Genomic DNA, 23,054 nt, shown 5'->3' with positions numbered 1-23,054 from the left:
TATGGACACGACCGCTTTCGCGACATTCGTCGTCACGGCAGCGTCGGCTGTCGCCGGTTCCGGGCCGGTGTGAGACCGCGCGTATCCGTCATGTCTTCGGATAACTGAATCTCCAACTCCCACAACACAACCGACAAGCGGACAGGTAGCGGCGAACGCTTCGACCGCCAGGTCGAGCCGAGCGCTCGCGGGTACCGTCGCGCTGTCAGAAACCCAGTCGACATGCATCTTCGAAAACTGATCCCCCTGACCCTGCTCGCCGCCGTCGCGGTGGCCCCCGTGGCCGCGAACGCCGAAACGCTCATCCCGGGACTGCCGCCGCAGCTGCAGCAGCAGGCCCAGCAACTGCAGAATCAACTGCCGCCGGCGCAGCAGGCCCAGTTGCAGCAGCTCATCCAGCCGCTTCCGCAGCCGCTGCCGCAATTGATACCGCCCGCCTTCCCGAACAATCTGGACGGCTGGATCCGCAACGCGCAGTTCGTCATGTCGCAGCGCGGCATTCCCGGCAGCTACGAAGGGATTCACCGGAACATCATGCGGGAATCCGGTGGCAATCCGCGGGCGATCAACCTGACCGACTCGAATGCCGCCCGCGGCATCCCCTCCAAAGGTCTGATGCAGGTCATCGACCCCACCTTCCGCGCCTATCACGTGGACGGCACGTCGTGGGACATCTACGACCCGGTCGCCAACATCAGCGCCGCCTGCAACTACGCGGCCCACCGCTACGGCACGATCGACCGCGTGTTCTCGGCGTACTGATCCGGCTGCCGCACCGTCACGGTGCCGTGCGTATCGGCTACTGCACCGTGACGGTGCCGTGCATATCGGGGTGCAGCGGGCACAGGTAGCGATATGTGCCCGGGACGGTGAACGTGTGACTCCACGTGCCCGTGTTGAAGATCGGGCTGTTGATCCCCATCGCGCTGTCGCCGATGCCCTGCACCGCGTGCGGGAATCGGTCGGCGAAATTCCACGTCACGGTGCCGCCGGCCTTGATGGTGACCGCGTCGGGGGAGAACTGCATATTCTTGACCTCGACCCGCACCGCCCCCGTGGGCGCCGCCGCCGCGGTCGAGGACCCCGATGCCGCGGCCGGACTCGAGGTAGGGGCGGATGTTGTTGTCCCGGAACCACATCCGCTCATCAGCAGCGCTCCCGCGAGTGCGGCGACCCCGAATCCGGTGTGCAGAAAGTTCCGGCGACTCCAGTCCATCGGCATGTCGCCCAGCCTAGCCCCGCCCGACCACCCCGGTTCGCCGCAGCGCCGTTGTGCGGTTCGGCGGACGCGGTACGAGAACGGCCGCTGTCGAACCGCGGGGGCGTCGGGCAATTGCGTTCGACGACGTCCGGTGATGTCGAAGACTGCCGGGTGCGTTGCTGAACAGACATGCCGAGCGCGGTGCGCGCCGGCCTTTCCCCGAGCCGCCGAATCTCGTCGCGTCGACTGTGCGGTCGGCCGGGACGTCCGGTGTTGCGGCGTAGTCTGCTGTCGTCGGGTGTGCCCGGTCGGTGGGTAGGAGGCGAGCGATGGCGGTGCGCGGGTATTACACGGCCGACGAGGTTCGGGCGGCGGAGACGGAGCTGTTCGGACGGGTCGCGGCGGGTGTGCCGATGCGCCGGGCGGCATACGGGCTGGCGAATGTCGTCGCGGGGGAATTACGCGAGCGGACCGGCGCGGTGGCCGGGCGTTCGGTGACGTTACTGGTCGGGTCGGGGGACAACGGCGGCGATGTGCTGTGGGCGGGGGCGATGCTGCGGCGGCGCGGGGTCGCGGTGTCGGCGGTGCTGCTGTCGCCCGAGCGGGCGCATGCGCAAGGGCTGGCGGCCCTGCGTCGTGCGAGTGGGCGGATTCGGGAGGATATCGGCTCGCCCGATCTGGTGGTCGACGGGATAGTGGGCATCTCCGGCCACGGTTCACTGCGGCCGCGAGCTGCGGAACTCGTTGCGGCGGTGGATGTTCCGATCATCTCCGCAGATCTGCCCAGTGGCGTGGATCCAAATACCGGCGCGGTGGACGGGCCCGCGGTGCGGGCGGATGTGACCGTCACGTTCGGCGCGTACAAGCCGGTGCACGCGCTCGCCGCGTCCTGGTGCGGCCGAATCGAGTTGGTGCCCATCGGATTACACCTGCCCGAACCCGAACTCGGCGCATTGGAGCCGGGTTCGATCGGCGCGAACTGGCCGGTCCCCGGCCCGCACGACGACAAGTACACCCAGGGTGTGACCGGCATCTGCGCCGGGAGCGCGACATATCCGGGTGCGGCGGTGCTGTGTACCGGCGCGGCGGTGGCGGCGACCTCGGGGATGGTGCGTTACGCCGGGACCGGTGCGGCGCAGGTGCTCGCGAATTTCCCGGAAGTCATCGCCGCCGAGACGGTTTCATCCACGGGCCGGGTGCAGGCATGGGTGACGGGCCCCGGCGGCGGCACCGACGACGCTGCCCGCGAACGGCTTTCGGAAATCCTCGCGACGGACCTGCCGGTGGTCGTCGACGCGGACGCGCTGACCCTGGTGGCCGCCGATCCCGCTCTGGTCTCCGGTCGCCCCACGCCGACCGTGCTGACCCCGCACGCCGGTGAGTTCACCCGCCTCACCGGTGTGCAGCCGGGGCCGGACCGGGTGGCGGCTGTACGCGACCTCGCCGAGAAATGGCAGGTCACAGTACTGTTGAAAGGTCGTGCCACGCTGATCGCCGCGCCCGGCCGCCCGACCCTGATCAACGAGGCGGGCGGGTCCTGGGCCGCCACCGCGGGCGCGGGCGACGTGCTGTCCGGCATCATCGGCGCATTGCTGGCGGCCGGACGCGACCCGTCCTGGGCCGCCGCGGCAGCCGCCCGGGTCCACGCCCTGGCGGCCAACCTCGCCGCCCACGCCGAATCTCCCAGCGGCCCGGGGGCTCCCATCTCGGCGACCCCGCTGCTGCATCACCTGCGTCCGGCGATTCAGACCCTGCGCACCCTCGCCGCGCCGTAACGGCCGCCGAATCATCCAGCGGTACAGACCTTCTGGTGATCCGCCGGTCAGGATCCCTGAGCGAGTTCGGATACCTTGTCCCATTCGCGCCACTGCGCCAGCCGGGACTCGTAGTCCGCGGTCGCGATGCCCAGCGGATCCACCCCGAAGAAGATGCGCAGCGGCGGTTTCTCGGCGTCGACCACTTGCAGGATGGCCTCTCGGGTGCCACTCGGCTCGCCGACGCTGCGTTCGGCCCGCTGCTTCTCGCGCACGGCCCGAACCGCGTCGTATGCCGGATTCGGGGTGCTGCGCTTCGCGGACGGGCCCGCCCAATCGGTGCTGAAACCGCCCGGTTCGATCAGGGTGACGTGGATGCCGAAATCGGCCACTTCCTGGGCGAGGGACTGGGAGAACCCCTCCAGCGCCCACTTCGACGCGTGGTACGCGCCCACATTCGGGAACGCGCTGATCCCGCCGATGCTCGACACCTGGATGATGTGACCGCTGCCCTGCGCGCGGAGAATCGGCAGCGCCGCCTGTGTCACCCACAGCGCGCCGAACAGATTCGTCTCCAGCTGTGCGCGAACCTCTTGCTCGGTGAGCTCTTCGATCATGCCGAAGTGGCCGTAACCGGCGTTGTTCACCACGATGTCGAGCCGCCCGAAGTGCTCCGCGGCCTGCCGCACCGCCGCGAAATCCGCGTCTCGGTCGGTGACGTCCAGGTGCAGCGCCAGGAAGGTGTCGGGATATTCGGCGGTCAGATCGTCGAGAGTGCTCACCTCGCGCGCGGTTCCGGCGACCCGGTCGCCCCGCTCGAGCGCCGCGATCGCCCACTCGCGGCCGAATCCACGCGACACACCGGTAATGAACCAAACTTTGCTCATGGGAACCTTCCATGTCAGTGGTAGGGGCCCTGTCGGCCCCTACGATCAACGGTAAGTACCTGGAGTGCGCTCCAAGCAAGCGTCTCTTCGATGCCCCGGACCGACCGGACGACGGCCCGAGGTCCGGCAATGGCAGGATCGGTAGCCGTGAACAGCACAGCAGCGCAGGTGGAGACAGTCGTCGACCTGGACGCCATCGCACACAACGTGCGTGTGCTGCGCGAGTATGCCGGTGGCGCCGGGGTCATGGCCGTGGTCAAGGGCGACGGTTACAACCACGGTGCGGTGCAGGTGGGACGGGCCGCGCTGGCCGCGGGCGCCGCCGAACTCGGGGTCACCACCATCGCCGAGGCGCTGGACCTGCGGGCCGCGGGGATTCGTGCGCCGATCCTGAGCTGGCTCAACGTGGTCGACGCCGATTACTCCGCGGCGGTCGCCGCGGATATCGAGCTCGGCGTGTCCTCGGTGTGGCAGTTGCGGGCGATCGAACAGGCCGCGCGCGCCACCGGTGTGACCGCCACGGTTTCGCTCAAGGTGGACACCGGATTGAATCGCAACGGCGTCTCCGATATCGAATATCCGCAGGTCCTGCAGCTGCTGCGGGAACTGGTCGACGAGCGCGCGGTTCGGTTCCGGGCGATCTTCTCCCATCTTGCCCACGCCGACACCCCGCAGCATCCGGGTAACGATTCGCAGCGCGATCGGCTGCTGGAGGCGATTGCCGCCGCGAAGGAGTTCGGGCTCGAGCCCGAACTCGCCCATCTGGCCAATTCGGCCGCCGCGCTGGCCCGGCCCGATCTCACCTTCGACATGGTCCGGCCCGGTATCGCGATGTACGGGCTGTCGCCGATCGAGGAGGATGGATTCGGGCTTCGTCCCGCGATGACGTTCCAGGCGCAGGTCGTACTGGTCAAACGGGTCGCCGAGGGGGAGGGCGTGTCGTACGGGCACGAGTGGGTAGCACCGCGCGACACCACTGTGGCGCTGATTCCGGCCGGATACGCAGACGGCGTGTTCCGCGCGCTGGGTGGGCGGATCTCGGTGCGCATCGGCGAACGCGACTATCCGAGCGTCGGCCGGGTGTGCATGGACCAGCTGGTGGTCGATCTGGGAGGCGATGCCACCGGGGTCCGGGAGGGCGATACCGCGGTGCTGTTCGGCGGCGGTCCCGGACAGCCGCATCCGCAGCGATGGGCCGATCTGCTGGGTACCATCCACTACGAGATCGTGTGCTCGCCGCGTGGGCGGGTCGTGCGGCGTTATGTGGGCGGAGGGGCCTGTTCATGAAATACGCTCGGCCACAGAGTATTGCGAAGGTCGTGTGTCAGGGTGGAATGGCGACCGCGGGTGTGCTCGGCGCACTTGCCGCCACGCATGCGCTGCGGCGCGTCGGCGCCACGGTGCAGTGGCCCGCCCGCGTCGACGAGCTGCGCGAGGAGGATTTCACGCTGCTTGATCGGGACCGAGCGCGCACGGTGGTCACCGAAGACGGTGTGGCGCTGGCAGTTCGGGAGTGCGGGCCCGAGGACGCTCCCGGCACCGTGGTCTTCGTGCACGGCTTCTGCAACAGCATGGAGTCCTTCCACTTTCAGCGGCGCGATCTGGAAAAGCTATGGGGCCCAACGGTTCGCATGATCTTTTTCGATCTGCGCGGGCACGGCCGCTCGGGTGAGTCGGGCATCGGCGGCTGTACCGTGCCGCAACTGGGCCGCGATCTGGTCGAGGTGGTGCGGGCGTGCGCGCCGGACGGTCCGCTGATGCTGGTCGGACATTCCATGGGCGGGATGGCGATTCTCGCCGCCGCCGCGCAGTTTCGGGAGCTGTTCGAAGAGCGGGTACGCGCGGTGGCGCTGCTGTCGACCGCGGCAGCGCAGGTCGCCGCGGCCGGTGTGCCGCAGCTGCTGCGCAATCCGGCCATCGACGGATTCCGTGTGGCCGTGCACGCCGCGCCCGCGCTGATACAGGCCGGGCGGGTCGCCGCCCGGCAGGTGATCGCACCGATCCTGCACGTCAGCTCGTTCCACGGTGACGTGAGTCCGACGCTGTCCCGGTTCACCACCTCGATGATCGATCGGACGCGGGTCGACACCATCGTGAAATTTCTCGATGCCCTGCACGTGCACGACGAATCCGCGGCGTTGCCCACTCTCGCCCCGCTGCCGGAGCTGGTCCTCGGCGGTGGGCACGACATGGTGATTCCGTTCCGGAATTCGGTCGCGCTGGCTCGTCGGTTGCCCGATGCCGATCTGGTCCGCGTCACCGACGCCGCACATATGGTGCATATGCAGTACCCGGATCTGGTCAATGCCGCTCTGGACCGCCTGCTGTTGCGCGGCGGGCTGCTCGGCGCCGGGGAAAGACGGGAAGTCGCAGGTGGCTGAACAGCGGATTCTGCCGACGGTCGAGGATACCGAGGCACTCGGTCGCGAACTGGCCCGCGACCTGGGCCCGGGGGATCTGGTCGTGCTCGACGGTCCGCTGGGCGCGGGGAAGACCGCGTTGACCCGCGGGCTCGCGGATGGGCTCGGGGTGCAGGGGCGGGTCAGCTCGCCGACGTTCATCATCGCCCGCCAGCATCGGGCCGGGAACCATCCCGGCGCGGTCGGCATGGTTCACGTCGATGCCTACCGCCTCGGCGGTGATCTGGACGAACTCGATTCCCTCGATCTGGACACCGATCTGGATCACGCCGTCGTGGTCGTCGAATGGGGTCTGGGCGTCGTGGAACATCTCGCCGACCGGCACCTGCGCGTGCTGCTGCGCCGCGAGCCGGATTCGGACGTCCGCACGGCGACCTGGGAGTGGGTCGCGGCCACCTGAGTCGGCGAGCCCGAACGGATCGCCGGATGTCCGGCCGCCGACGCGACTCCACGAATGGCACCCATGTGGTGTGATGCCGGACACCATTGTCGGGTGTGAACGTCGGACGGACCGGTGCCGCATATCGCGATGACGGTGGCATCGGAGTCGGTAATCGTTGCGGTGCATGGTTGTTGGCGTCGATGCACGGATCCGCGCTACCCGATGCGGTCCGAGGCGGTGACACCGCTGCGACGATGAGGTGAACCGGGGGCGGCCGGGTTGCCGTCGTGGAGGTGACCACCCGGTATCGTTGAGGCAATCATGCTTGTACTCGCCCTCGACACCGCGACGCCTGCCGTCACCGCGGGACTGGTGGCACTGGAGCAGGCCGCGCCCCAGCACCATGAGGTCCGCACGCTCGCGTCCCGGGTGACCGTGGACGCCCGCGCTCACAACGAGGTGCTCACCCCGCAGATTCTCGAATGCTTCGACACCGCAGGACGTTCCCGCGCCGAACTCGACGCGGTCGTCGTCGGTGTCGGGCCGGGCCCGTTCACCGGACTGCGCGTCGGGATGGCGACCGCCGCCGCATTCGGCGACGCGCTGGGCCTGCCGGTGTACGGGGTGTGCAGCCTGGACGCGATCGCCGCGGCCGCGTGGCGCGACATCTCCGCGGTCGACGCCGAACTGTTGGTGGTCACCGACGCCCGGCGCCGCGAGGTGTACTGGGCCCGCTATCGCGCGGTGTCCAAGGCGGCCCTGGCCGGATCTTTCGTGGTCGGCAACGGCAATGGCGGTCCGCAGGGGCGCGCGGTGGTGCGCGTCGCGGGGCCGCAGGTGTGCAAACCGGGCGAGCTGGAGTCCGGTGATTCCACCGTGATCGCCGGATCCGCTTCGCACGTGGACTTTTTCGACCTTCCGGTGCTGCCGGTGGAGACACCGTCCCCGGCCGGGCTGGTCAGCGCCGCCGCCGCCGAGCTGCTGGCGCGAGCCACGCCGCAGCCGCTGATCCCGCTGTATCTGCGCCGCCCCGATGCGGTCGAACGCAGCTATCAGGCGGTCCGGGCGTGAGTGGTCAGGGCCGGAGACAGCGGCGGAGCGTTACCACGCAGGTCCTCGGTCATGCCCGCGATGGTGCAGTCGTGAGTGGTCAGGGCCGGAGGCGGCGGAGCGTCACCATGCAGGTCCCCGGTCATGCCCGAGAGGACGCAGCATGAGTGGTCGGATCGCGCCGTCGATCCGGATCGAGCCGATGGATCGGTCGGCGATCGATCGCTGTGTCGAACTCGAGCAGGTGCTGTTCCCCGAGGACGATCCCTGGCCGGAAGTGGCCTTCGAATCCGAGCTCGCCGGCGCGCACAACCGGTACCTGGTCGCGCGGGACGAATCCGGCCGCATCGTCGGCTATGCCGGGATCGCGCTGCTGGGTCCGCTGAATCATCCCGAGGCCGAGGTGCACACGATCGGCGTCGACCCGGACAGCCATCGCGGCGGGATCGGCACCACCCTGCTGCGCGCGTTGCTGGCCGAGGCGGGTAAGCGCGGTGGTCCGGTCTTCCTCGAGGTCCGCACCGACAACGCCCCGGCGATCGCGCTGTACGAGAAGCACGGCTTTCACATCATCGGCCTGCGCAAGAACTACTACCAGCCCAGCGGGGCCGACGCGTTCACCATGCGCCGCCCCGCGACCGCCGGCGTCGTCGATCCGAACGAGGTGCTCACATGAACCGCGGCGCACCGCTGGACATGATCCGTGCGGGCTGTGAAACAGGCTGTCGCACAACCGATGTGCCGACCGACAGGGGTGAGCGGGCATGATCGTGATGGGCGTGGAGAGCTCCTGTGACGAGACCGGCGTCGGCATCGTGCGCTGGCACGAGGACGGCACCTGCGAACTGCTGGCCGACGAGGTCGCCTCGAGTGTGGAACAGCACGCCCGCTTCGGCGGCGTGGTCCCGGAAATCGCCTCGCGCGCACATCTGGAGGCGATCGTGCCCGCCATGCGACGCGCGTTGGCCGCGGCCGAGGTGTCCAAACCCGACGCGATCGCGGTGACCATCGGCCCCGGACTGGCCGGTGCTCTACTGGTCGGCGTCGCGGCCGCCAAAGCCTATGCGGCGGCGTGGGATATCCCGCTGTACGCGCTGAACCACCTCGGCGGCCACGTCGCCGTGGACACCCTCGAACACGGTCCGATGCCGTCGTGCGTGGCGTTGCTGGTGTCGGGCGGGCACACCCATCTGCTGCACGTCACCGATCTGGCCGAGCCGATCACCGAACTCGGCAGCACGGTCGACGACGCCGCGGGCGAGGCCTTCGACAAGGTGGCCCGGCTGCTGGATCTGGGCTTCCCGGGCGGCCCGGCACTGGATGCCGCTGCGGCGCACGGTGATCCGCAGTCCATCGCCTTCCCGCGCGGTATGACCGGCCCCCGCGACGCGCGTTACGATTTTTCCTTTTCCGGTGTGAAGACCGCCGTGGCCCGGTATGTCGAGGCCGCGCAGCGCGAGGGCCGGGCGCTGCCGATTCCGGATATCGCCGCCTCGTTCCAGGAGTCGGTCGCGGATGTGTTGACACGCAAGGCGATTCGCGCGGCGCAGGACGTCGGCGTGGATACCCTGGTGCTCGGCGGCGGCGCGACGGCGAACTCCCGCATCCGCTCGATGGCCCAGGAACGCTGCGCCGCGGCCGATCTCACCCTCCGCGTCCCCGAACCCCGCCTCTGCACCGACAACGGCGTCATGATCGCGACGCTGGGCGCCCACGTCATCGCGGGCGGCGCGAAGCCCTCTCCCCTCACCGTCGCCACCGATCCGGGCCTCCCGGTCTCCACCACCCAACTGCCCTGAGTCCGCAGACCTGCTCGGCAAGTTCGGCCCGCGCGACCCGGCGGATCTCACGCCGGCGGGTCTTCCAGAACACGGTGAGCATGATGATCGGCTGCCCGCCCGGGAGCCGGTTGTCTCGAACAGCACACGACTCGACCTATCGCATATAGCGATAGGTCGAGTCTGAGGTTGTGCCGAGGCGGCTTTTCGGTTCGTCCTGGGCAACCGGTTCGGACCCGTTGATCTACCGGCCCGGACCGCTTGTCGCTCAGTGCTTTTCGGTGCCGTCGGCGTTGAGGATCAACTGGGCGGCCTTGGGGGAGGCGAAGTCGAACATCCCGGACAGGTCGCCTGCGCTGGCTTCGGAGGAACCGTTGCCGAGGGTGGGCAGGGACCAGTTGGCTTCGATGAACTTCACGATCGAGGTCTCATCGGTCAGGGTGTGGTCGACGTGGTTGGTCTTGGCGTAGGGGGAGATCGCCAGCAGCGGCAGGCGCGGGCCGGTGCCGCAGCGGCCCTGGTGACCGCCGAGGGCGGGCTTGCTCGCGCACGGGCCGTAGACGTCCGAGGCGCTGGTGGAACCGTTGATCACCGGCCCGGCAACATGGTCGTACCAGCCGTCGGAGTCGTCGTAGGCGATGAAGATCGCGGTCGACTTCCAGTCCGGCGACTGCTGGATGGCGTTGATCCGGTCCACCAGGAAGTGCTGCTCGTCGATCGGATCGGAGTATCCCGCGTGGCCGTCCTGATATTCGGACGCCTTGACGTAGCTCACTGCGGGCAGTTTGCCCGCCTTGGCGGCCTGGTCGAACCACTCCAACCCGTACTGGTGATTGGCCGGACCGGCGTGGCCGACCTCGTCCAGCGACGCCGGGACGGTGTGATGCGGATTGGACGTGGACTTGAAGTACTGGAACGGCTCGTGGTGCGGGCTGTAGTCCAGCGCCTGCTGACCGCCGACGTTCGCGTGCTTCGTGCCGCACACGGCGTACCCGGCGTCGTTCTTGCCGGTCGGAGTGAATCCGCCCTGGAACCAACCCCAGCTGATGTTCTTGTCGTTCAGCTCGTCACCGATGTTCTTGCCGTTCATGGCCATCAGATTGTCGGTGGTGGTGTGGCTCTTGTTCGAGCAGTCGTCGTAGGCGGGGTCGGCGTCGTCGATATCGGAGCCGACGCCCTGCTCGTCCGGTGCGGCGACCAGATTCGGATCCTGCACCGGCTTACCGGTTTTCGCGTCGATGGCCTGCGCGCCGTAGGTCTGCGCGGCGGTCACCTCGAGCGCGCCCGGCGTGGACGGGCCGAAGGTGGTGCCGAAGGAGTTGTCGCTCAGCGCGTAATGCTGGGCGTAGTTCCACAAGGCGGTGACCGTGTTGCCGTCGTAGTAGTCCATGACGATCCCGTTGGGACCGTAGGCGGCCGGGCATTCGTCCTTCTGCGTCTTCTGGACGAACTGATCCATCTTGCCGTTGTCGAACGCCTCCTGCTCGGCCTTGTAGGAGTGGTCCTGATCGCAGGTCATCGCCTGATCCGGGCCCAGGCGCTGCGGCTGGAACAGATTCGGGTTGTGCGTCAACAGATCCGGGGTCAGCCCGTTGACAGCCGGGGTGCCGGGCGCGGCGTGGAACGGCACGCCGTCGGTGTTGGCGGCGTTCGGATACGTGCCGAAATAGTGGTCGAACGAGATGTTCTCGTCGTAGAGCACCACGATGTGCTTGATCGGCGTCGTGGTCGTCGCCGACTTGTCGGTCGCCGTGGTGCTGGTCGAGGACGAGCACGCGGCCGCGAGCAGCCCGACCGTCGCGACGGCGGCGGCGATCGTCGTGCCCCGCTTGTACTTCCCGCTGCCGCCCTGCGCCCGTGCGCGCCGCTGGGAGCCTGTACTCACGTGTCCTCCTGGGTCGATCCCGCCTCGCCGCTCATGCGAAGTCACACGATAGTCACGAGCGGAGATTTCCCAAGGGTGAACACCGGGCGACGTCCGCTTGTCGGATGGAAGTTCCCCTCACGACTCCGCCTCGCCGGCGCTCGCCTCCGTCGTGCGCGATGCGCGCTGTGTCCGCGGTTCGCTCCGCTCACGTCACCAGCGCGCGAGCGTAGAAATCCGCGTCATCGCGCACGCCCGGCAACACGAAGAAATATCCGCCGCCGAAGGGTGAGATGTAGTCGACCAGCGGTTCGTCCGCCAGCCGTTTCTGCACGGTCTCGAACTGCGCGTGCGGATCACTTTGGTAGCACAGGAAGATCAGGCCCTGATCGAGATTGCCGGTGTCGTCGTTGCCGCGGTCGTAGTTGAAACTGCGTCGCAGGATCCGACTGCCCGCGGTATCGGGCGTGCGCGGATTGGCCAGGCGGATATGGGCGTTCAGCGGGATGACCAGTCCGGTGGGATCATCGCTGTAGTCCGGTAGGTCGCTCTCGTGATCGCCGTTCAGCGGCGCGCCGGTATCGCGCACCCGGCCGAACATGTTCTCCTGCTCGGTGATCGCGACCCGATCCCAGAACTCCACGAGCATCCGGATCAGCCGGACCACCTGATAGGTGCCCCCGGCCGCCCAGGCGGGTTCCCCGGCCCCGGCCCACACCAGATGCTGGAAGTCGGCACTGACCGGATTGGCGATTCCGTCCTTGAAGCCGAACAGATTTCGCGGCGTCCCACTCGGCCGGGGCGGGCTGACGAAACCGTTCATCCGCCAGCGCGGCTGCATCGCACCGCGCGTCGCGCGGGTGATGTCGCGCAGCGCGTGCACGCAGACATCGGCGTCGGCAGCGGCCAGTTGCAGGCTCAGATCGCCGTGACACCAGGCGGATCGGAGATCGTCGTTGGGGAACATCGGCATCGCCGTCAGCTTCGCGGGCCGCTTGTCGGACAGGCCGTATCGGTCGTCGAACAGGCTGGCGCCGACGCCCACCGTGATCACCGGCCCGCCCGGCGGGATCTCCGGACCGAGTACGCCGTTGTCGGCGGGCGGTGCGGTGATGCCGACCGCGGACGGCGGGCCGCCGTCGCTCAGGATGCGGGCGCGTTCGGTGAGGGTGCGGAACAACTCGGTCAGCTCGGCCGGATTCTCGGCGATCACATCGAACGACGCCGTGATCCCCTGCGCACCGGGCGGCGGCGGATCGGCGATTCCGGCCTGGTGGATTCCGTGGAACGGTGGTGCGACCGGTGCGGCGGTGACCGTATGCAACGCGGCGGGGGCGACCGCCGAGGCCGCGGTTACCGCGCCGCCGACGCCCGCGGCCATCGCACCGCGCAGGAAGGAGCGCCGACTCGGCGATGGATTCGCGGTCACTGGAACGTCTTTCGCGGTTTGCAGATGGTCGCGATCGGAGCGAGATATTCCAGCAGCCGGCTCAGGGTGCCGTTCAGCCGCTGCCGATCCGACCGGCTCAGCGCGGACACCGAAGTCCAGGTGCCACTGGCCGGAATGCCGGGAGTCGCATCGGTGTGATGCGCCTGCAACAGGGTTTCGAAGCGGTTCAACCAGGTCGTCACCTCAGGGAGCTGCCGATATCGGTTGCGCAGCACCGGATCCAGCACGGTGAGCAACTCCCGGGTTCCAGCGATGTTCGCCACGGCGGTGGCCAGTGAGGTGCCGCTGCCGTAGTCGGCATCGCCGGTCATCTCGAATTGCAGTGTGTTCTCCAAGATTTCGTGCGTGCGCAGGCCGAGATCCAGCAGCGGGACCTGGATATTCGGGAAGTCCGCGACCAGTCCGTGCGCATCTCGGGCCAATTGCTCGGCGGTCCCGGCCAGCGTCGTGAGCGACTCACCGTGCCACAGGCCGTATTCCACTCGGTGAAATCCGGTGAACTGCGGATCGGCGTTGCCCCCGGCAAGACCGTCGCTCCGGCCGTCGAGTTTGCCGTCGTACTCGCCGAATGCGTTGTAGGCCGCGCCGAGTCGTTCGTAATCCAGATGGGCGGTCAGCCAGGCCGTGCGCGCCGCGGTGAGATCACCGCGATCGACCGTGTCGCGTAGGAGGTCGGTGTCGGCGGCCAGCCGGTTCAGCCCGGTCGCGACGTAATCCACGTACTGTTTGTCCGGCCCGTACAGATCCTCGGGGGTGACCGGCGGTACCGCCGAGGCCGCGGGTGGCCCGGCGATCGTCACGGTCGGTCCGGTGATCAGCGCGTTGCCCGAACCTTCCATGGCGCACCGGAAGGCGAACGTGCCGCCCCCGACGTCGACCCGGGTGCTGCGGGTGGTGTTCGGCCCGATATCGGGCACCTCGGCGGAGATCGCGCCGGTGCGGACGTCGATGAGGTCGACCGTCGTCGGATTGGAACCGGTATTGCGGAAATAGAGAGTCTGCTGACCGGTGTGTGGATCGGTCCACCCCTGGCCGCAGGCGTTCTCGGAGACGTCGATGATCTGCTGGACCGGTTCCGCCGGAGCGGGGTGCCCGCACGCACTCGCCGCCGCGGTGCTGATCGCGGCGACGGCCACGACGATACGGCGTACTGGTCCCATGCGCATGACCGCGACAGCTTACGGCAGCAGCGGGCCCGCGGACGGGGCCGCACAATCTGTACAGCGGGTATTCATTCCGATGTCGTAGTCGGCCGATGCGGCGGAGATCGCCCGGCCGGCGAGTTGGAGTTCGGCTCACCCGGCCGCCCCGGCACCGGCATGCGGCAGATGCGGATCGTGCGTCGGCATAGCTGCTTTCGGGTCTGGGCCGGGTCGGTGTGCTGTCGTCGGTGAGTGGCGTCAGCCGGTGGAATGGACTGTCGCGCGGCCGAATCAGTGCCGGCCGGGGGAGAGAGAAACAGGCCGTGGTTCGGCGCGCGGGAGAGGCGGGCCGTATCTCCGGGGAAGGTGTTCCGTTGTGGAGCCGAAACGAACCCAGCACCTTGCGTTGTCGCCCGTTGGCTGCGTCGGTCGGAGAGGTGGAGTGCCGCTCGGTCTGATCGATGTCTGCGCGGGGGGAAACGAGCCGTAACTCGGGGTTGTTGTTCCGGGTCGGGGCCGGGCCGGTATTCGGCGCGGTGTCGTCGGTTGCCGACGTCAGTTGACGGGGTGGAGCGTCGCTCGCGCGGCTGAACCGGTGTTGGCGCGCGGCAAATGCGGGCCGTGACTCGGTGTCGCCGTTGTGGTCGGCACCGGTGTGGTGGTCGGGGCCGGGGCGGTGTTCGGCACGGCGGGCTGCGGGGTGGTGCTGCCCAGCAGCGGGCCGAACAAGTGCGGCAGATCCGGTAGGGGAATGGGCGGCAGTCCTGGGTCCGGACGCAGCGGTACGCCGGTGGTCGGCGGTGTGGGGCTCGGGGTGGTGGTGGGCTGCTCGCTGGTGTCCGAGGACGATGGGCTCGGTGTGGTGGTGGCCGCGGTGTGCCGGCTGGGCGTGGCCTGCTCGGTGGTGGTGGTCGATGGGCTCGCGGGGAGGGGAGCCGACTGCGGTGCCGTGGTGGTCGGGAAATCCGCTGTATGGCTGGTACCGGCGGGTGTGACGTCGTGATCGGCGGTCGGCACCAGTTCCTTGACGCCGTACCCGACGACCAGGCCGAGCACCACGACCGCACCGGCCAGGGTGCCGACGAGCTTGGTGAAGGTGCCGGGTTTGGCATCCGAGCCGAGGCTGATCACCGGGAAGGCCGACGGCTGCACCGAATCGGCAACCAGCGCAGCGCCTTTCGCGGTCGCCGCCTCCGGCTCGGGCACGGTGAGCACGATCAGGTCGAGCAGATCGGCGAGGCCGTTGACCACGGCGGCCATATTGCCGCAACCGCCGATCACGGTGACCGCCCGCGGATATTTCGGCGCGCGCGCGAACACCGCTGCGGCGTAGATCGCGGCCTCGTGCAACAGGTCGGCGATCAGCTCCTCGAAATCGGCGCGGGTGAGTTTGAGCGCCTGCCCGGCGACGTGATCGATGGTGACCGCCGGGGCGATGGACAGGTGCTCCTTGGCAGCCCGAGCGCGGTTGATGAGCATCGTGCGGTTGGGCCGGGTGCCGCGGCGGGCGAAATGGCAGTCGAGCAGATGGTGATAGATCAGCTCGTCCATGGCGTTGCCGCTGACGGTGTCCGTGCGCTCGCTGTGCAGTACCGCGTCGTCGGCGACGTCGGCCACCGAGACGGTCATACCGGAGGCGCCGAGATCGATCAGGCCGACCGTTTCGTATCGGTCGAGCAGGCCGGTGTGGCGCAGATAGGTCAGTGCGGCAGTGCTTTCCAGGATCAGCTGGACGTCGCGACGCTGGCGGCCGATGGCCGAGCGGATCGCCACGGCCTGTTCCCGATCGCGGTAGGCGACCGCGATGGCACCGGGGGTGGGAAACGGTTCGCCGGGCGTCGGTCCGGCGGCGTGCGCACCGCGCGGATACACGAATTCGCGGGGCATCTGAGTGGTCATCAGCTCGATCGAGGAGGCCACCAGATCGCCGAGGTCGGATTGTGCGGCGTCCGCGGAGACGATTCGGTAGTCGAATTCCTGAGCGCCGTTGGGTGCTGTGGCGACCAGCGCCGAGCACACCACCTCGTTCCCGGCGGAGATGCCGAGGGATGTTCGCATGTTCACCTCCCTTCGAGCGGATGGTCATCGCGTCGCCGACCATCGGATGCGGACAGCACGGACATCCGCGTGGATGGCGGATGGTCCGAGCTGATCGGGCCGGGCCCGTGATCCGGTCGGGCTCGGGCTCCGGCGACGATCACTTGCGGTCTGATACTCGTTCCATGGTGTGCGCCAAGGGCTCGCGCGGGGTGAAGCAGCATGCACAACGCTCGGCGGATCGCATGACGATGTGGAACCATTCGACTGCACCTCCCGATGGCACGGAGCCTTCTGGCGGCACGGCATCTGTTTGGCACGACAACATCACGGAGCCGTCGTACATAGTGTCACATTCCGTTATCCGAACGTTACAGATTTTCCGGATCAATTGCCACCGTGTTGACGGTGTGACTCGAGTTACCTGTGAGGTCCAGGGTCATCGTGGGTTTCCGCCGAAAAATCGTCGGCGTGTCGCGCAACGTGTCGTGGCACGGCAGGTTGTGGGCCGGTGTCGAATAATCAGCACTACCCAACCTTGAGCGCTGGCACTCTGCTGTATAGAGTGCTAGGTGGCACTGGTGGAAGTTGCTCAGCTGCCAGCACGACCACTGCACTGGGGTCCCGGCACCCGCGACGACGGGGCTATGCGCAGGGTCGGCACACGACCGAAACCGTGAGTCCGGGGAACAGCCCCGGACGAGAAGAAATCCCCTGAAAGTGGAGGGCTCAACGTGGCGAGCGTGAACATCAAGCCGCTCGAGGACAAGATCCTCGTCCAGGCCGGCGAGGCCGAGACGACGACCGCCTCCGGCCTGGTCATCCCCGACACGGCGAAGGAGAAGCCCCAGGAGGGCACCGTCATCGCCGTGGGTCCCGGGCGGGTCACCGACACGGGCGACCGTATCCCGGTGGATGTCAAGGAGGGCGACACCGTCATCTACAGCAAGTACGGCGGCACCGAGATCAAGTACAACGGCGAGGAGTACCTGATCCTGTCGGCGCGCGACGTCCTGGCTGTCGTCAACAAGTGACCCAGCTGTAGTCGAATGCTGCCCCGGCGCCCTGAGATGAGGCACCGGGGCAGCGTTCGTTACGGCCCCTTCCGCGGCGCTAGAGCCCGGCCCGGCGGCAGTCCGCGTGCGCAGGGCCCGGCGAGCGCCGCCGACCAGACACTGAAGGAATTTCGAACATGGCAAAGCAGATCGAGTTCGACGAGAAGGCTCGTCGGGCAATGGAGCGCGGCGTCGACAAGCTCGCCGACGCCGTCAAGGTCACGCTCGGTCCCCGCGGCCGGCATGTGGTCCTGGCCAAGGCATTCGGTGGCCCGGCCGTCACCAACGACGGCGTCACCATCGCCCGCGACATCGACCTCGAGGACCCCTTCGAGAACTTGGGCGCGCAGCTGGTCAAGAGCGTGGCCACCAAGACCAACGACGTCGCCGGCGACGGCACCACCACCGCCACCGTGCTGGCGCAGGCGCTGATCAAGGGCGGCCTGAAGAACATCGCCGCCGGGGCCAACCCGATCGCCCTCGGCTCGGGTATGAGCAAGGCCGCCGACGTGGTCTCCGAGGCGCTGCTGGCGGCGGCCGAGCCGGTCTCCGGCGAGAAGGCCATCGCGCAGGTCGCCACCGTCTCCTCGCGCGACGAGGAGATCGGCGAGATGGTCGGCAAGGCGCTGACCACCGTCGGCAAGGACGGCGTGGTCACCGTGGAGGAGTCCTCCCTGGTGAGCACCGACCTCGAGATCACCGAGGGCGTGCAGTTCGACAAGGGGTATCTGTCCGCGTATTTCGTCACCGACCTGGACAAGCAGGAAGCGGTGCTCGAGGACGCCGTGGTGCTGCTGCACCGGGAGAAGATCAGCTCGCTGCCGGACCTGCTTCCGCTGCTGGAGAAGATCGCCGAGAACGGCAAGCCCGTGCTGATCATCGCCGAGGATGTCGAGGGCGAGGCGCTGTCCACCCTGGTCGTCAACGCGATTCGCAAGACGCTGAAGGTCGTCGCGGTCAAGGCGCCGTTCTTCGGTGACCGCCGCAAGGCGTTCCTGGATGATCTGGCCATCGTCACCGGCGCGACCGTGGTCAACCCGGATCTGGGTATCAGCCTGCGTGAGGCGGGGCTGGACGTGCTGGGATCGGCGCGTCGTGTGGTCGTCACCAAGGACGAGACCACGATCGTCGATGGTGCCGGCACCCAGGAGGCCATCGACGGACGAATTGCCCAGCTGCGCGGCGAGATCGAGGCCACCGACTCGGACTGGGACCGCGAGAAGCTCGAGGAGCGGCTGGCCAAGCTGGCCGGCGGTGTCGCGGTGATCAAGGTCGGCGCGGCCACCGAGACCGCGCTCAAGGAGCGCAAGTACCGGGTCGAGGACGCGGTCAGCGCGGCCAAGGCAGCGGTCGAGGAGGGCATCGTGCCCGGCGGCGGCACCGCGCTGGTTCAGGCGAGCACCAAGCTGGCCGAACTGCGTGAATCGCTCTCCGGCGATGCGGCAATCGGCGTCGAGGTCGTCCGCAAGGCGCTCACGGCCCCGCTGTACTGGATCGCCAGCAACGCGGGCGTCGATGGTGCGGTCGTGGTCAGCAAGGTCGCCGACACCAAGGATGGCTTCAACGCCGCCACCCTCACCTACGGTGATCTGGTCACCGACGGCGTCGTGGACCCGGTGAAGGTGACCCGGTCCGCGGTGCTCAACGCCGTCTCCGTCGCCCGCATGGTGCTCACCACCGAGAGCGCCATCGTCGACAAGCCCGCCGAGGAAGAGGCCGACGACCACCACGGTCACGCGCACTGAGCTGTATTTTCTGCCTCCGGCTTCGCTCCGGCGGGGTTTTCGGCGCTATAGGGCTCGTCGTTCAGCCCTCGAGACTCGGCTGTGTCTACGGCCTCCGCTCCGCTCCGGCGGGTTTTCGGCGCTGTAAGGCTCGTCGTTCAGCCCTCGAGACTCGGCCTTCGGCCATGCGCTTCGAGGGTTGAACGACGAGCTGCGCCGAAAACCTTTTGGAGTGTTCTTACTGAGCCTTTCGCTTCGCGGGCGGCTACCAGCGCACAGAGACGTTTCGCCGCTGGGCGCGTTGGGTTTTCGCTTCGCCTCGCCTCGCTTCGGTGGGGTTCGGTGTGGTTCGATGGGTGCGCGCCGAAACCTTTGGGGTTCGGTGTTGTTGAGCCTTTCGCTTCGCGGGCCAGCGGGGCGGAGACGCTTCGGCCGGTGTACTGGCTGCGGGCTGCGGGGTTGGGCAGCCCGCAGCCGCGTTCTTCGCCCTCGAAGCGGCGTTGGTCGGTGTCGTGGCGTGAACGTTCCGCGAAGGTGCACGTTCGTGTGGGGTTGGGGGAGTGTGCATCTCGCGTAGCCGATTGTTGGCTCCGGCTTCGCTCGACCGGTTCGCGGTCGGGTGGGCTTGCCTGCCGAATGCGCGAGAATCTCGTTTCATCCGTGTGTTTCGAGGATGTTCGTCGACGAGCCGATCTCGAACAGCCCCTCGCGAACCGGTTCCGTGTGGGGTTGGGGGAGTGGATCTCTCGTGTTTCGGATCGGATATCTCGATGGGATATCCCGAATTTCGGCAAGCGCGGCCGAGGGGCATTCGTTTGGCGGTAAACAGAATTGCGGGCCGTTCACATTCATTCATGAATGTGAACGGCCCGTTGGCTTATCGGGAATATCGAGATTCTCGGCTGCGGATTCGGTTGTCTCGCAGCGGGATGGAATCGGCTAGGCGGTAGGGTTGCCCGGATGCACCGGATTACGTGGTGTACGGGCCGGTGCGGGACTTTCGGACTCTTCTGCGGCAATCATGTCCAGGACGCGATCACGCAGTGAGGCGGGCGGTGGGGTTGCCGACGCCGAGGCGAACAGGGTGAGAGCTTGTCGGTTCAGCTGCACTTCCGTGTTGAAGTCCGCACGCAGCACCGGGTCGTCCCCCTCGGCTATCTCCCGCACTGCGCGCTGGTCCTCGTCGCCGATCGACCCGAGCGCGACCATGTGCGCGAGATCGATCTGGCTTTCGTTCATCTCACGTCACTCCCAAATTCTTCTTCAGTCTGGTCAAGCCGTCCCTGATACGGGACTTAACGGTCGGTAACCCTACGCCGAGCTGCGCGGCTACCTCCGCATATGTATGTCCGCCGAAGTAGGCGAGCGAGATCGCCTCTCGCTGCGTGGCGGTCAGCGTCGCCAGGCCCGCGCGCACGGCCTGCTGTTCCAGGCGCCTGCCGACCTCCTCGGTGACCTCGTCGAACTCGTTACCGAGAGTGCTCGTCCCGTAGGCGACCTCGCGGAGGGCGTGGGCCTGTTCCGCGCGGACCCGGTCGACTGCTCGCCGATGGGCCAGCGTCATCAGCCAGGTGACCGCGGAACCCTTGGTCGCGTCGAAATTGGCTGCGGTGCGCCAGATCTGGAGATAGACCTCCTGCGTGGTCTCCTCCGCATAACCCGGATCGTGTAGAACGCGCAGCACCAGGCCGAATACGCGTGCACAGGTTCGGTCGTACAGTTCGGCGAAGGCTCGTTGATCGGACAGCCCGCACCGTTCCAGTAGTGCTGCCAGTTCGAGTCCTTCGGCTGCGCGCGCCGTCACCGCAGAGTCCACGCTGGGGGAGTTCGCCCGCCCGTCCCGAAACGCTTGGTGGAACGAGTCGTCCTCTGCGGCCGACGGCCGCGTTGTCACAACGCTCCATTCTGTGTCATCGGCCACTACCGTAGCCTGCCGCTATGACCTCCTGTTCGCTGGGGTATCGGCAAAACCGACTGCGCCTCAGCGGGTTTCGGACATCGGTCGACACGCGGAGATTTTTTCGATAGACACGCCGCGGACACGCCGAGTACATATGCGAAACGCCGTACTGGTGCGCAGTGGATCAACGTCGAACTCGCTCTGGTGGATACGGACTGCTGCATGGTTGCGTAGACCGTTTCCGCTGAATCAGGCGGCGCTTGCCGGATATCGGATGGCAACGCTGCCGACCGCTGCACCGCAGGTCTCACGGCGGTAGCCGCATATTCCAGGGTGCGGTGTTCGTGCTGTTCACTGGCCGGTACTCGAGTGGCCGGGTATTTGCTAGAGATTCGGCGCACCCGCGTTCGCGGATGGGGAGAAATTTTCTCCGACCTCGACGGCGACGCGTTCGGCCGGCTCAGACGGCGACGCGGCGGCGGTTTCGGCGCGCGTGCATCTCGCGTTCGGTCTCGGACAGACCGCCCCAGATGCCGTAGGGTTCGCTGACCTTCAGGGCGTGGCTGCGGCACTGCATGAGCACCGGGCAGTTCCGGCAGATCTCCTTGGCGCGCAGCTCACGCTGGGTGCGGGCACGTCCGCGCTCGCCGTCGGGATGGAAGAATACCGACGAGTCCACTCCGCGGCAGGAGCCGCGCATCTGCCAATCCCAGACATCGGCATTCGGCCCTGGGAGGTGAGTGGGCATGGGCATGGTGAACTCCTCGATGGTGCGAGCTCGTCGGCGTTGTCGAGCGGTGCGGTAGCAACGGCCGTCCGGCCCCCGCGGCGCGGCCGGATGGGACCTCGCCGAGATCGGGCTCGGACCGTGTCGCCGGGGGTCCGGCGATCGCAGTTCGCGGCACTCACATTTTCGTGCGGCGCCGATGACGGCGATGTCGTACGTTAGGACGGACAAACAAATCGAGTCAATAGTTTCCACAATGGGGATTTCAAAGCGAGTGAATCGCAGATTTAACCTCTGCGCTGTTTACTTTTCAGCTTACTGTCGAGATACTGATCTGTTTGGCGTTCGCGGCTGGTTGTCGGGAATCATGTGAGCGCTCACAAAACCGCAGGTAAACGGTAGTTTCCTGATGGAAATGCCCGCGTCGAGGCAACTCTGCGCACGCCGCGATATGTGACCGATCTCATGGTTTGAGTCGACATTCGCCTGGTTCGAGGTCCGTTCGGATGGCCGTTCCGGGGCGTGCAGGTTAATTACCCGAAAAGCGTGCGAACTTTTGATGCGCATGCTAGGTGATTGCGCGAGGTAGTTTTACGAGATCGAAACACCTGGGCCGCTTTCTGCATGCCGGATGGTTGCCAGGAGTTCCGCGGATGTCTCGGAACAGGCGCGTCGATAGGGTGCTGCGATGCAAGAGTTCAGTTCTGAATCCCGGCCGCGGCACGCGATATTCGCCGGCGCCGCCTTCGGCCCCGATCCGCGGGCGGCGACCGCGGAATTGCCCGCTGCCGCCGACGGCGTCGAGTCGTGGCTGCGTGCGGTCGCGCTGGGCGGACAGGGCCGGTACGCCGCCGCGCGTGCGGAACTTCGCCGCACATACTGGCTGACCAGGGATTCGGCACTTCGTTCGCTGGTCGCCAGCGCCGAGGCGTCACTCTTGCGACAGCTGGGGTGGCACGCCGAGGCGGCGGTCTCGGACGGTCGGGCGCTGGCCGATGCGTGTGGTTCGGGGACGCGGCTCGCGCCGACCGCCCGTCTGATCGATACCGAAGTGCTCTTCGTCACTCGTGTCGAAGCGGTGCGCGATGCGCTGACCGGCCTTGCCGCCGACGCGCTCGGAACCGCCCGGCCCGCACTCGCGGCCCGGCTGCTGGAACGTTGCCGTGAGCCGCTTGCGAGGTGCGAGGGTTGGCGCACCCGGCTGCGTTGGCACTGGGTCTGCGCCGAGACCGCCCTCGCGGCTCCCGGCTCCGGTCTGATCGACCGGCCCGCGCGCGAGCACGCCGAGGCGGCCGTGGCGATCGCGCAGGGCTGCCCCTCGGTGCGGCATGTCGTCAAGTCCCGTCTACTACTGGCCGCCACGACGGCCGCGGACGGCGATCTCGCTCGCTCCGCCGAACTCGCGGCGGCGGTGTCCGATCAGTGCCGCGAACACGGACTGCTCCCGCTGCGATGGGCGAGCGCGATGCTTCGCGGCGGAGTCGAAACCGGTTCCGCCGCAACACGCGCGGCTGCCGAAGCGGATGAGTGCGCCCGTGAACTGGCGGTACGCGGCGGTCGATTGCGTTCGGAGACCGGGGTTCTCGGCGACCGGTAGATTCACCGTGTTGCCGATCCCGAGGTTTGGAACGGCTATTGTTGGTTTCGTTCCGCCGACCGGCGGAAGCACTGGTCAAACACGGA

The 23,054-nt window shown here is 67.6% G+C and carries 21 protein-coding genes; 11 read left to right on the top strand and 10 right to left on the bottom strand.

What is annotated here, in order from left to right:
- The first annotated feature begins 279 nt into the window (after positions 1-279).
- Positions 280-762, top strand: a complete 483-nt coding sequence (locus NV1_RS05675) for a transglycosylase SLT domain-containing protein (protein ID WP_245713571.1) — start codon at positions 280-282, stop codon at positions 760-762.
- 37 nt (positions 763-799) lie between these two features.
- Here the strand turns inward: NV1_RS05675 and NV1_RS05670 are convergent, their stop codons facing one another.
- Positions 800-1,222 (bottom strand): plastocyanin/azurin family copper-binding protein, encoded by a 423-nt coding sequence (locus tag NV1_RS05670; protein ID WP_245713570.1) that lies wholly within the window; start codon positions 1,220-1,222, stop codon positions 800-802.
- A gap of 314 nt (positions 1,223-1,536) precedes the next feature.
- Here NV1_RS05670 and NV1_RS05665 point away from each other — a divergent pair, with 314 nt between their 5' ends.
- Complete coding sequence (locus tag NV1_RS05665; protein WP_067886699.1) at positions 1,537-2,976, top strand: NAD(P)H-hydrate dehydratase; 1,440 nt, start codon at positions 1,537-1,539, stop codon at positions 2,974-2,976.
- A gap of 47 nt (positions 2,977-3,023) precedes the next feature.
- Here NV1_RS05665 and NV1_RS05660 read toward each other — a convergent pair whose 3' ends face one another.
- Complete coding sequence (locus tag NV1_RS05660; RefSeq protein ID WP_067886185.1) at positions 3,024-3,842, bottom strand: SDR family oxidoreductase; 819 nt, start codon at positions 3,840-3,842, stop codon at positions 3,024-3,026.
- Positions 3,843-3,971: 129 nt separating this feature from the next.
- On the opposite strand from NV1_RS05660, the gene alr reads away from it, so the two are divergent.
- The 4 genes from alr (at position 3,972) to tsaB (ending at position 7,715) form a co-directional block, all read left to right on the top strand.
- On the top strand, positions 3,972-5,129 hold the full coding sequence (gene alr, locus NV1_RS05655; RefSeq protein WP_067886183.1) for an alanine racemase: 1,158 nt from the start codon (positions 3,972-3,974) through the stop codon (positions 5,127-5,129).
- A 47-nt stretch (positions 5,130-5,176) separates the two neighbouring features.
- Positions 5,177-6,223, top strand: coding sequence for an alpha/beta fold hydrolase (locus NV1_RS05650; RefSeq protein ID WP_245713569.1), 1,047 nt, complete (start codon positions 5,177-5,179; stop codon positions 6,221-6,223).
- On the top strand, positions 6,216-6,662 hold the full coding sequence (gene tsaE / locus NV1_RS05645; RefSeq protein WP_067886178.1) for a tRNA (adenosine(37)-N6)-threonylcarbamoyltransferase complex ATPase subunit type 1 TsaE: 447 nt from the start codon (positions 6,216-6,218) through the stop codon (positions 6,660-6,662). The genes NV1_RS05650 and tsaE overlap by 8 nt, the downstream gene beginning before the upstream one ends.
- A gap of 303 nt (positions 6,663-6,965) precedes the next feature.
- On the top strand, positions 6,966-7,715 hold the full coding sequence (gene tsaB / locus NV1_RS05640; protein WP_067886176.1) for a tRNA (adenosine(37)-N6)-threonylcarbamoyltransferase complex dimerization subunit type 1 TsaB: 750 nt from the start codon (positions 6,966-6,968) through the stop codon (positions 7,713-7,715).
- Here tsaB and NV1_RS43270 read toward each other — a convergent pair.
- A complete protein-coding gene (locus NV1_RS43270; protein WP_157116591.1) occupies positions 7,697-7,840 on the bottom strand; it encodes a hypothetical protein in 144 nt (47 codons plus the stop codon). The two genes, tsaB and NV1_RS43270, sit on opposite strands and share 19 nt — an antisense overlap.
- Positions 7,841-7,857: 17 nt before the next feature.
- On the opposite strand from NV1_RS43270, the gene rimI reads away from it, so the two are divergent.
- Together rimI and tsaD are read left to right on the top strand one after the other, a co-directional pair.
- Positions 7,858-8,370 carry a ribosomal protein S18-alanine N-acetyltransferase gene (gene rimI / locus NV1_RS05635; protein ID WP_067886174.1) on the top strand — a complete coding sequence of 171 codons (513 nt, stop codon included), beginning with the start codon at positions 7,858-7,860 and terminating at the stop codon, positions 8,368-8,370.
- 88 nt (positions 8,371-8,458) lie between these two features.
- Complete coding sequence (gene tsaD, locus NV1_RS05630) at positions 8,459-9,493, top strand: tRNA (adenosine(37)-N6)-threonylcarbamoyltransferase complex transferase subunit TsaD (RefSeq protein WP_067886172.1); 1,035 nt, start codon at positions 8,459-8,461, stop codon at positions 9,491-9,493.
- A gap of 247 nt (positions 9,494-9,740) precedes the next feature.
- On the opposite strand, the gene NV1_RS05625 is transcribed toward tsaD, so the two are convergent.
- The 4 genes from NV1_RS05625 to NV1_RS05610 form a co-directional block, all read right to left on the bottom strand.
- Positions 9,741-11,357, bottom strand: coding sequence for a phospholipase C (locus NV1_RS05625; RefSeq protein WP_067886170.1), 1,617 nt, complete (start codon positions 11,355-11,357; stop codon positions 9,741-9,743).
- A 187-nt stretch (positions 11,358-11,544) separates the two neighbouring features.
- The gene (locus NV1_RS05620) at positions 11,545-12,717 is read right to left on the bottom strand and encodes a Dyp-type peroxidase (protein ID WP_067886697.1); all 1,173 of its coding nucleotides are present in this window, start codon (positions 12,715-12,717) and stop codon (positions 11,545-11,547) included.
- A gap of 44 nt (positions 12,718-12,761) precedes the next feature.
- On the bottom strand, positions 12,762-13,952 hold the full coding sequence (locus NV1_RS05615; RefSeq protein ID WP_067886168.1) for an EfeM/EfeO family lipoprotein: 1,191 nt from the start codon (positions 13,950-13,952) through the stop codon (positions 12,762-12,764).
- 531 nt (positions 13,953-14,483) lie between these two features.
- Complete coding sequence (locus NV1_RS05610) at positions 14,484-15,986, bottom strand: Hsp70 family protein (RefSeq protein ID WP_067886166.1); 1,503 nt, start codon at positions 15,984-15,986, stop codon at positions 14,484-14,486.
- A 713-nt stretch (positions 15,987-16,699) separates the two neighbouring features.
- Here NV1_RS05610 and groES point away from each other — a divergent pair.
- Together groES and groL are read left to right on the top strand one after the other, a co-directional pair.
- Positions 16,700-16,999 (top strand): co-chaperone GroES, encoded by a 300-nt coding sequence (gene groES / locus NV1_RS05605; RefSeq protein WP_067683434.1) that lies wholly within the window; start codon positions 16,700-16,702, stop codon positions 16,997-16,999.
- 158 nt (positions 17,000-17,157) lie between these two features.
- Positions 17,158-18,765: a chaperonin GroEL gene (gene groL / locus NV1_RS05600; protein WP_067886164.1), complete on the top strand. Its 1,608-nt coding sequence runs from the start codon at positions 17,158-17,160 to the stop codon at positions 18,763-18,765.
- A gap of 918 nt (positions 18,766-19,683) precedes the next feature.
- Here groL and NV1_RS05595 read toward each other — a convergent pair.
- From NV1_RS05595 to NV1_RS05585, 3 genes are all read right to left on the bottom strand, one after another.
- The gene (locus tag NV1_RS05595) at positions 19,684-19,983 is read right to left on the bottom strand and encodes a hypothetical protein (protein WP_067886162.1); all 300 of its coding nucleotides are present in this window, start codon (positions 19,981-19,983) and stop codon (positions 19,684-19,686) included.
- A 1-nt stretch (position 19,984) separates the two neighbouring features.
- Positions 19,985-20,560 (bottom strand): sigma-70 family RNA polymerase sigma factor, encoded by a 576-nt coding sequence (locus tag NV1_RS05590; RefSeq protein WP_067886160.1) that lies wholly within the window; start codon positions 20,558-20,560, stop codon positions 19,985-19,987.
- A 544-nt stretch (positions 20,561-21,104) separates the two neighbouring features.
- Positions 21,105-21,398: a WhiB family transcriptional regulator gene (locus tag NV1_RS05585; RefSeq protein WP_040819224.1), complete on the bottom strand. Its 294-nt coding sequence runs from the start codon at positions 21,396-21,398 to the stop codon at positions 21,105-21,107.
- Positions 21,399-22,059: 661 nt separating this feature from the next.
- Between NV1_RS05585 and NV1_RS05580 the strand changes: the two genes are divergently transcribed.
- Entirely contained in the window at positions 22,060-22,968 is a 909-nt protein-coding gene (locus NV1_RS05580; protein ID WP_067886158.1) for a hypothetical protein, read from the top strand.
- The last annotated feature ends 86 nt before the right edge of the window (positions 22,969-23,054 follow it).

Origin of the sequence: Nocardia vaccinii NBRC 15922, assembly GCF_001613305.1 — a bacterium.
GTDB lineage: Bacteria > Actinomycetota > Actinomycetes > Mycobacteriales > Mycobacteriaceae > Nocardia > Nocardia vaccinii.
Note: the sequence above shows the minus strand (reverse complement) of the source record. Positions and strands in the feature narration are given on the sequence as shown.

Excerpts from the sequence above, each read along its gene's own strand:
- NV1_RS05610 (WP_067886166.1), bottom strand. The coding sequence starts at position 15,986 with ATGCGAACATCCCTCGGCATCTCCGCCGGGAACGAGGTGGTGTGCTCG.
- NV1_RS05620 (WP_067886697.1), bottom strand. The coding sequence starts at position 12,717 with ATGGCCGCGGGCGTCGGCGGCGCGGTAACCGCGGCCTCGGCGGTCGCC.
- NV1_RS43270 (WP_157116591.1), bottom strand. The coding sequence starts at position 7,840 with ATGACCGGGGACCTGCATGGTGACGCTCCGCCGCCTCCGGCCCTGACC.
- NV1_RS05585 (WP_040819224.1), bottom strand. The coding sequence starts at position 21,398 with ATGCCCATGCCCACTCACCTCCCAGGGCCGAATGCCGATGTCTGGGAT.
- NV1_RS05650 (WP_245713569.1), top strand. The coding sequence starts at position 5,177 with ATGGCGACCGCGGGTGTGCTCGGCGCACTTGCCGCCACGCATGCGCTG.
- NV1_RS05615 (WP_067886168.1), bottom strand. The coding sequence starts at position 13,952 with ATGCGCATGGGACCAGTACGCCGTATCGTCGTGGCCGTCGCCGCGATC.
- alr (WP_067886183.1), top strand. The coding sequence starts at position 3,972 with ATGGCAGGATCGGTAGCCGTGAACAGCACAGCAGCGCAGGTGGAGACA.
- groL (WP_067886164.1), top strand. The coding sequence starts at position 17,158 with ATGGCAAAGCAGATCGAGTTCGACGAGAAGGCTCGTCGGGCAATGGAG.
- NV1_RS05595 (WP_067886162.1), bottom strand. The coding sequence starts at position 19,983 with ATGAACGAAAGCCAGATCGATCTCGCGCACATGGTCGCGCTCGGGTCG.
- NV1_RS05580 (WP_067886158.1), top strand. The coding sequence starts at position 22,060 with ATGCAAGAGTTCAGTTCTGAATCCCGGCCGCGGCACGCGATATTCGCC.
- NV1_RS05660 (WP_067886185.1), bottom strand. The coding sequence starts at position 3,842 with ATGAGCAAAGTTTGGTTCATTACCGGTGTGTCGCGTGGATTCGGCCGC.
- tsaB (WP_067886176.1), top strand. The coding sequence starts at position 6,966 with ATGCTTGTACTCGCCCTCGACACCGCGACGCCTGCCGTCACCGCGGGA.
- rimI (WP_067886174.1), top strand. The coding sequence starts at position 7,858 with ATGAGTGGTCGGATCGCGCCGTCGATCCGGATCGAGCCGATGGATCGG.
- tsaD (WP_067886172.1), top strand. The coding sequence starts at position 8,459 with ATGATCGTGATGGGCGTGGAGAGCTCCTGTGACGAGACCGGCGTCGGC.
- NV1_RS05670 (WP_245713570.1), bottom strand. The coding sequence starts at position 1,222 with ATGCCGATGGACTGGAGTCGCCGGAACTTTCTGCACACCGGATTCGGG.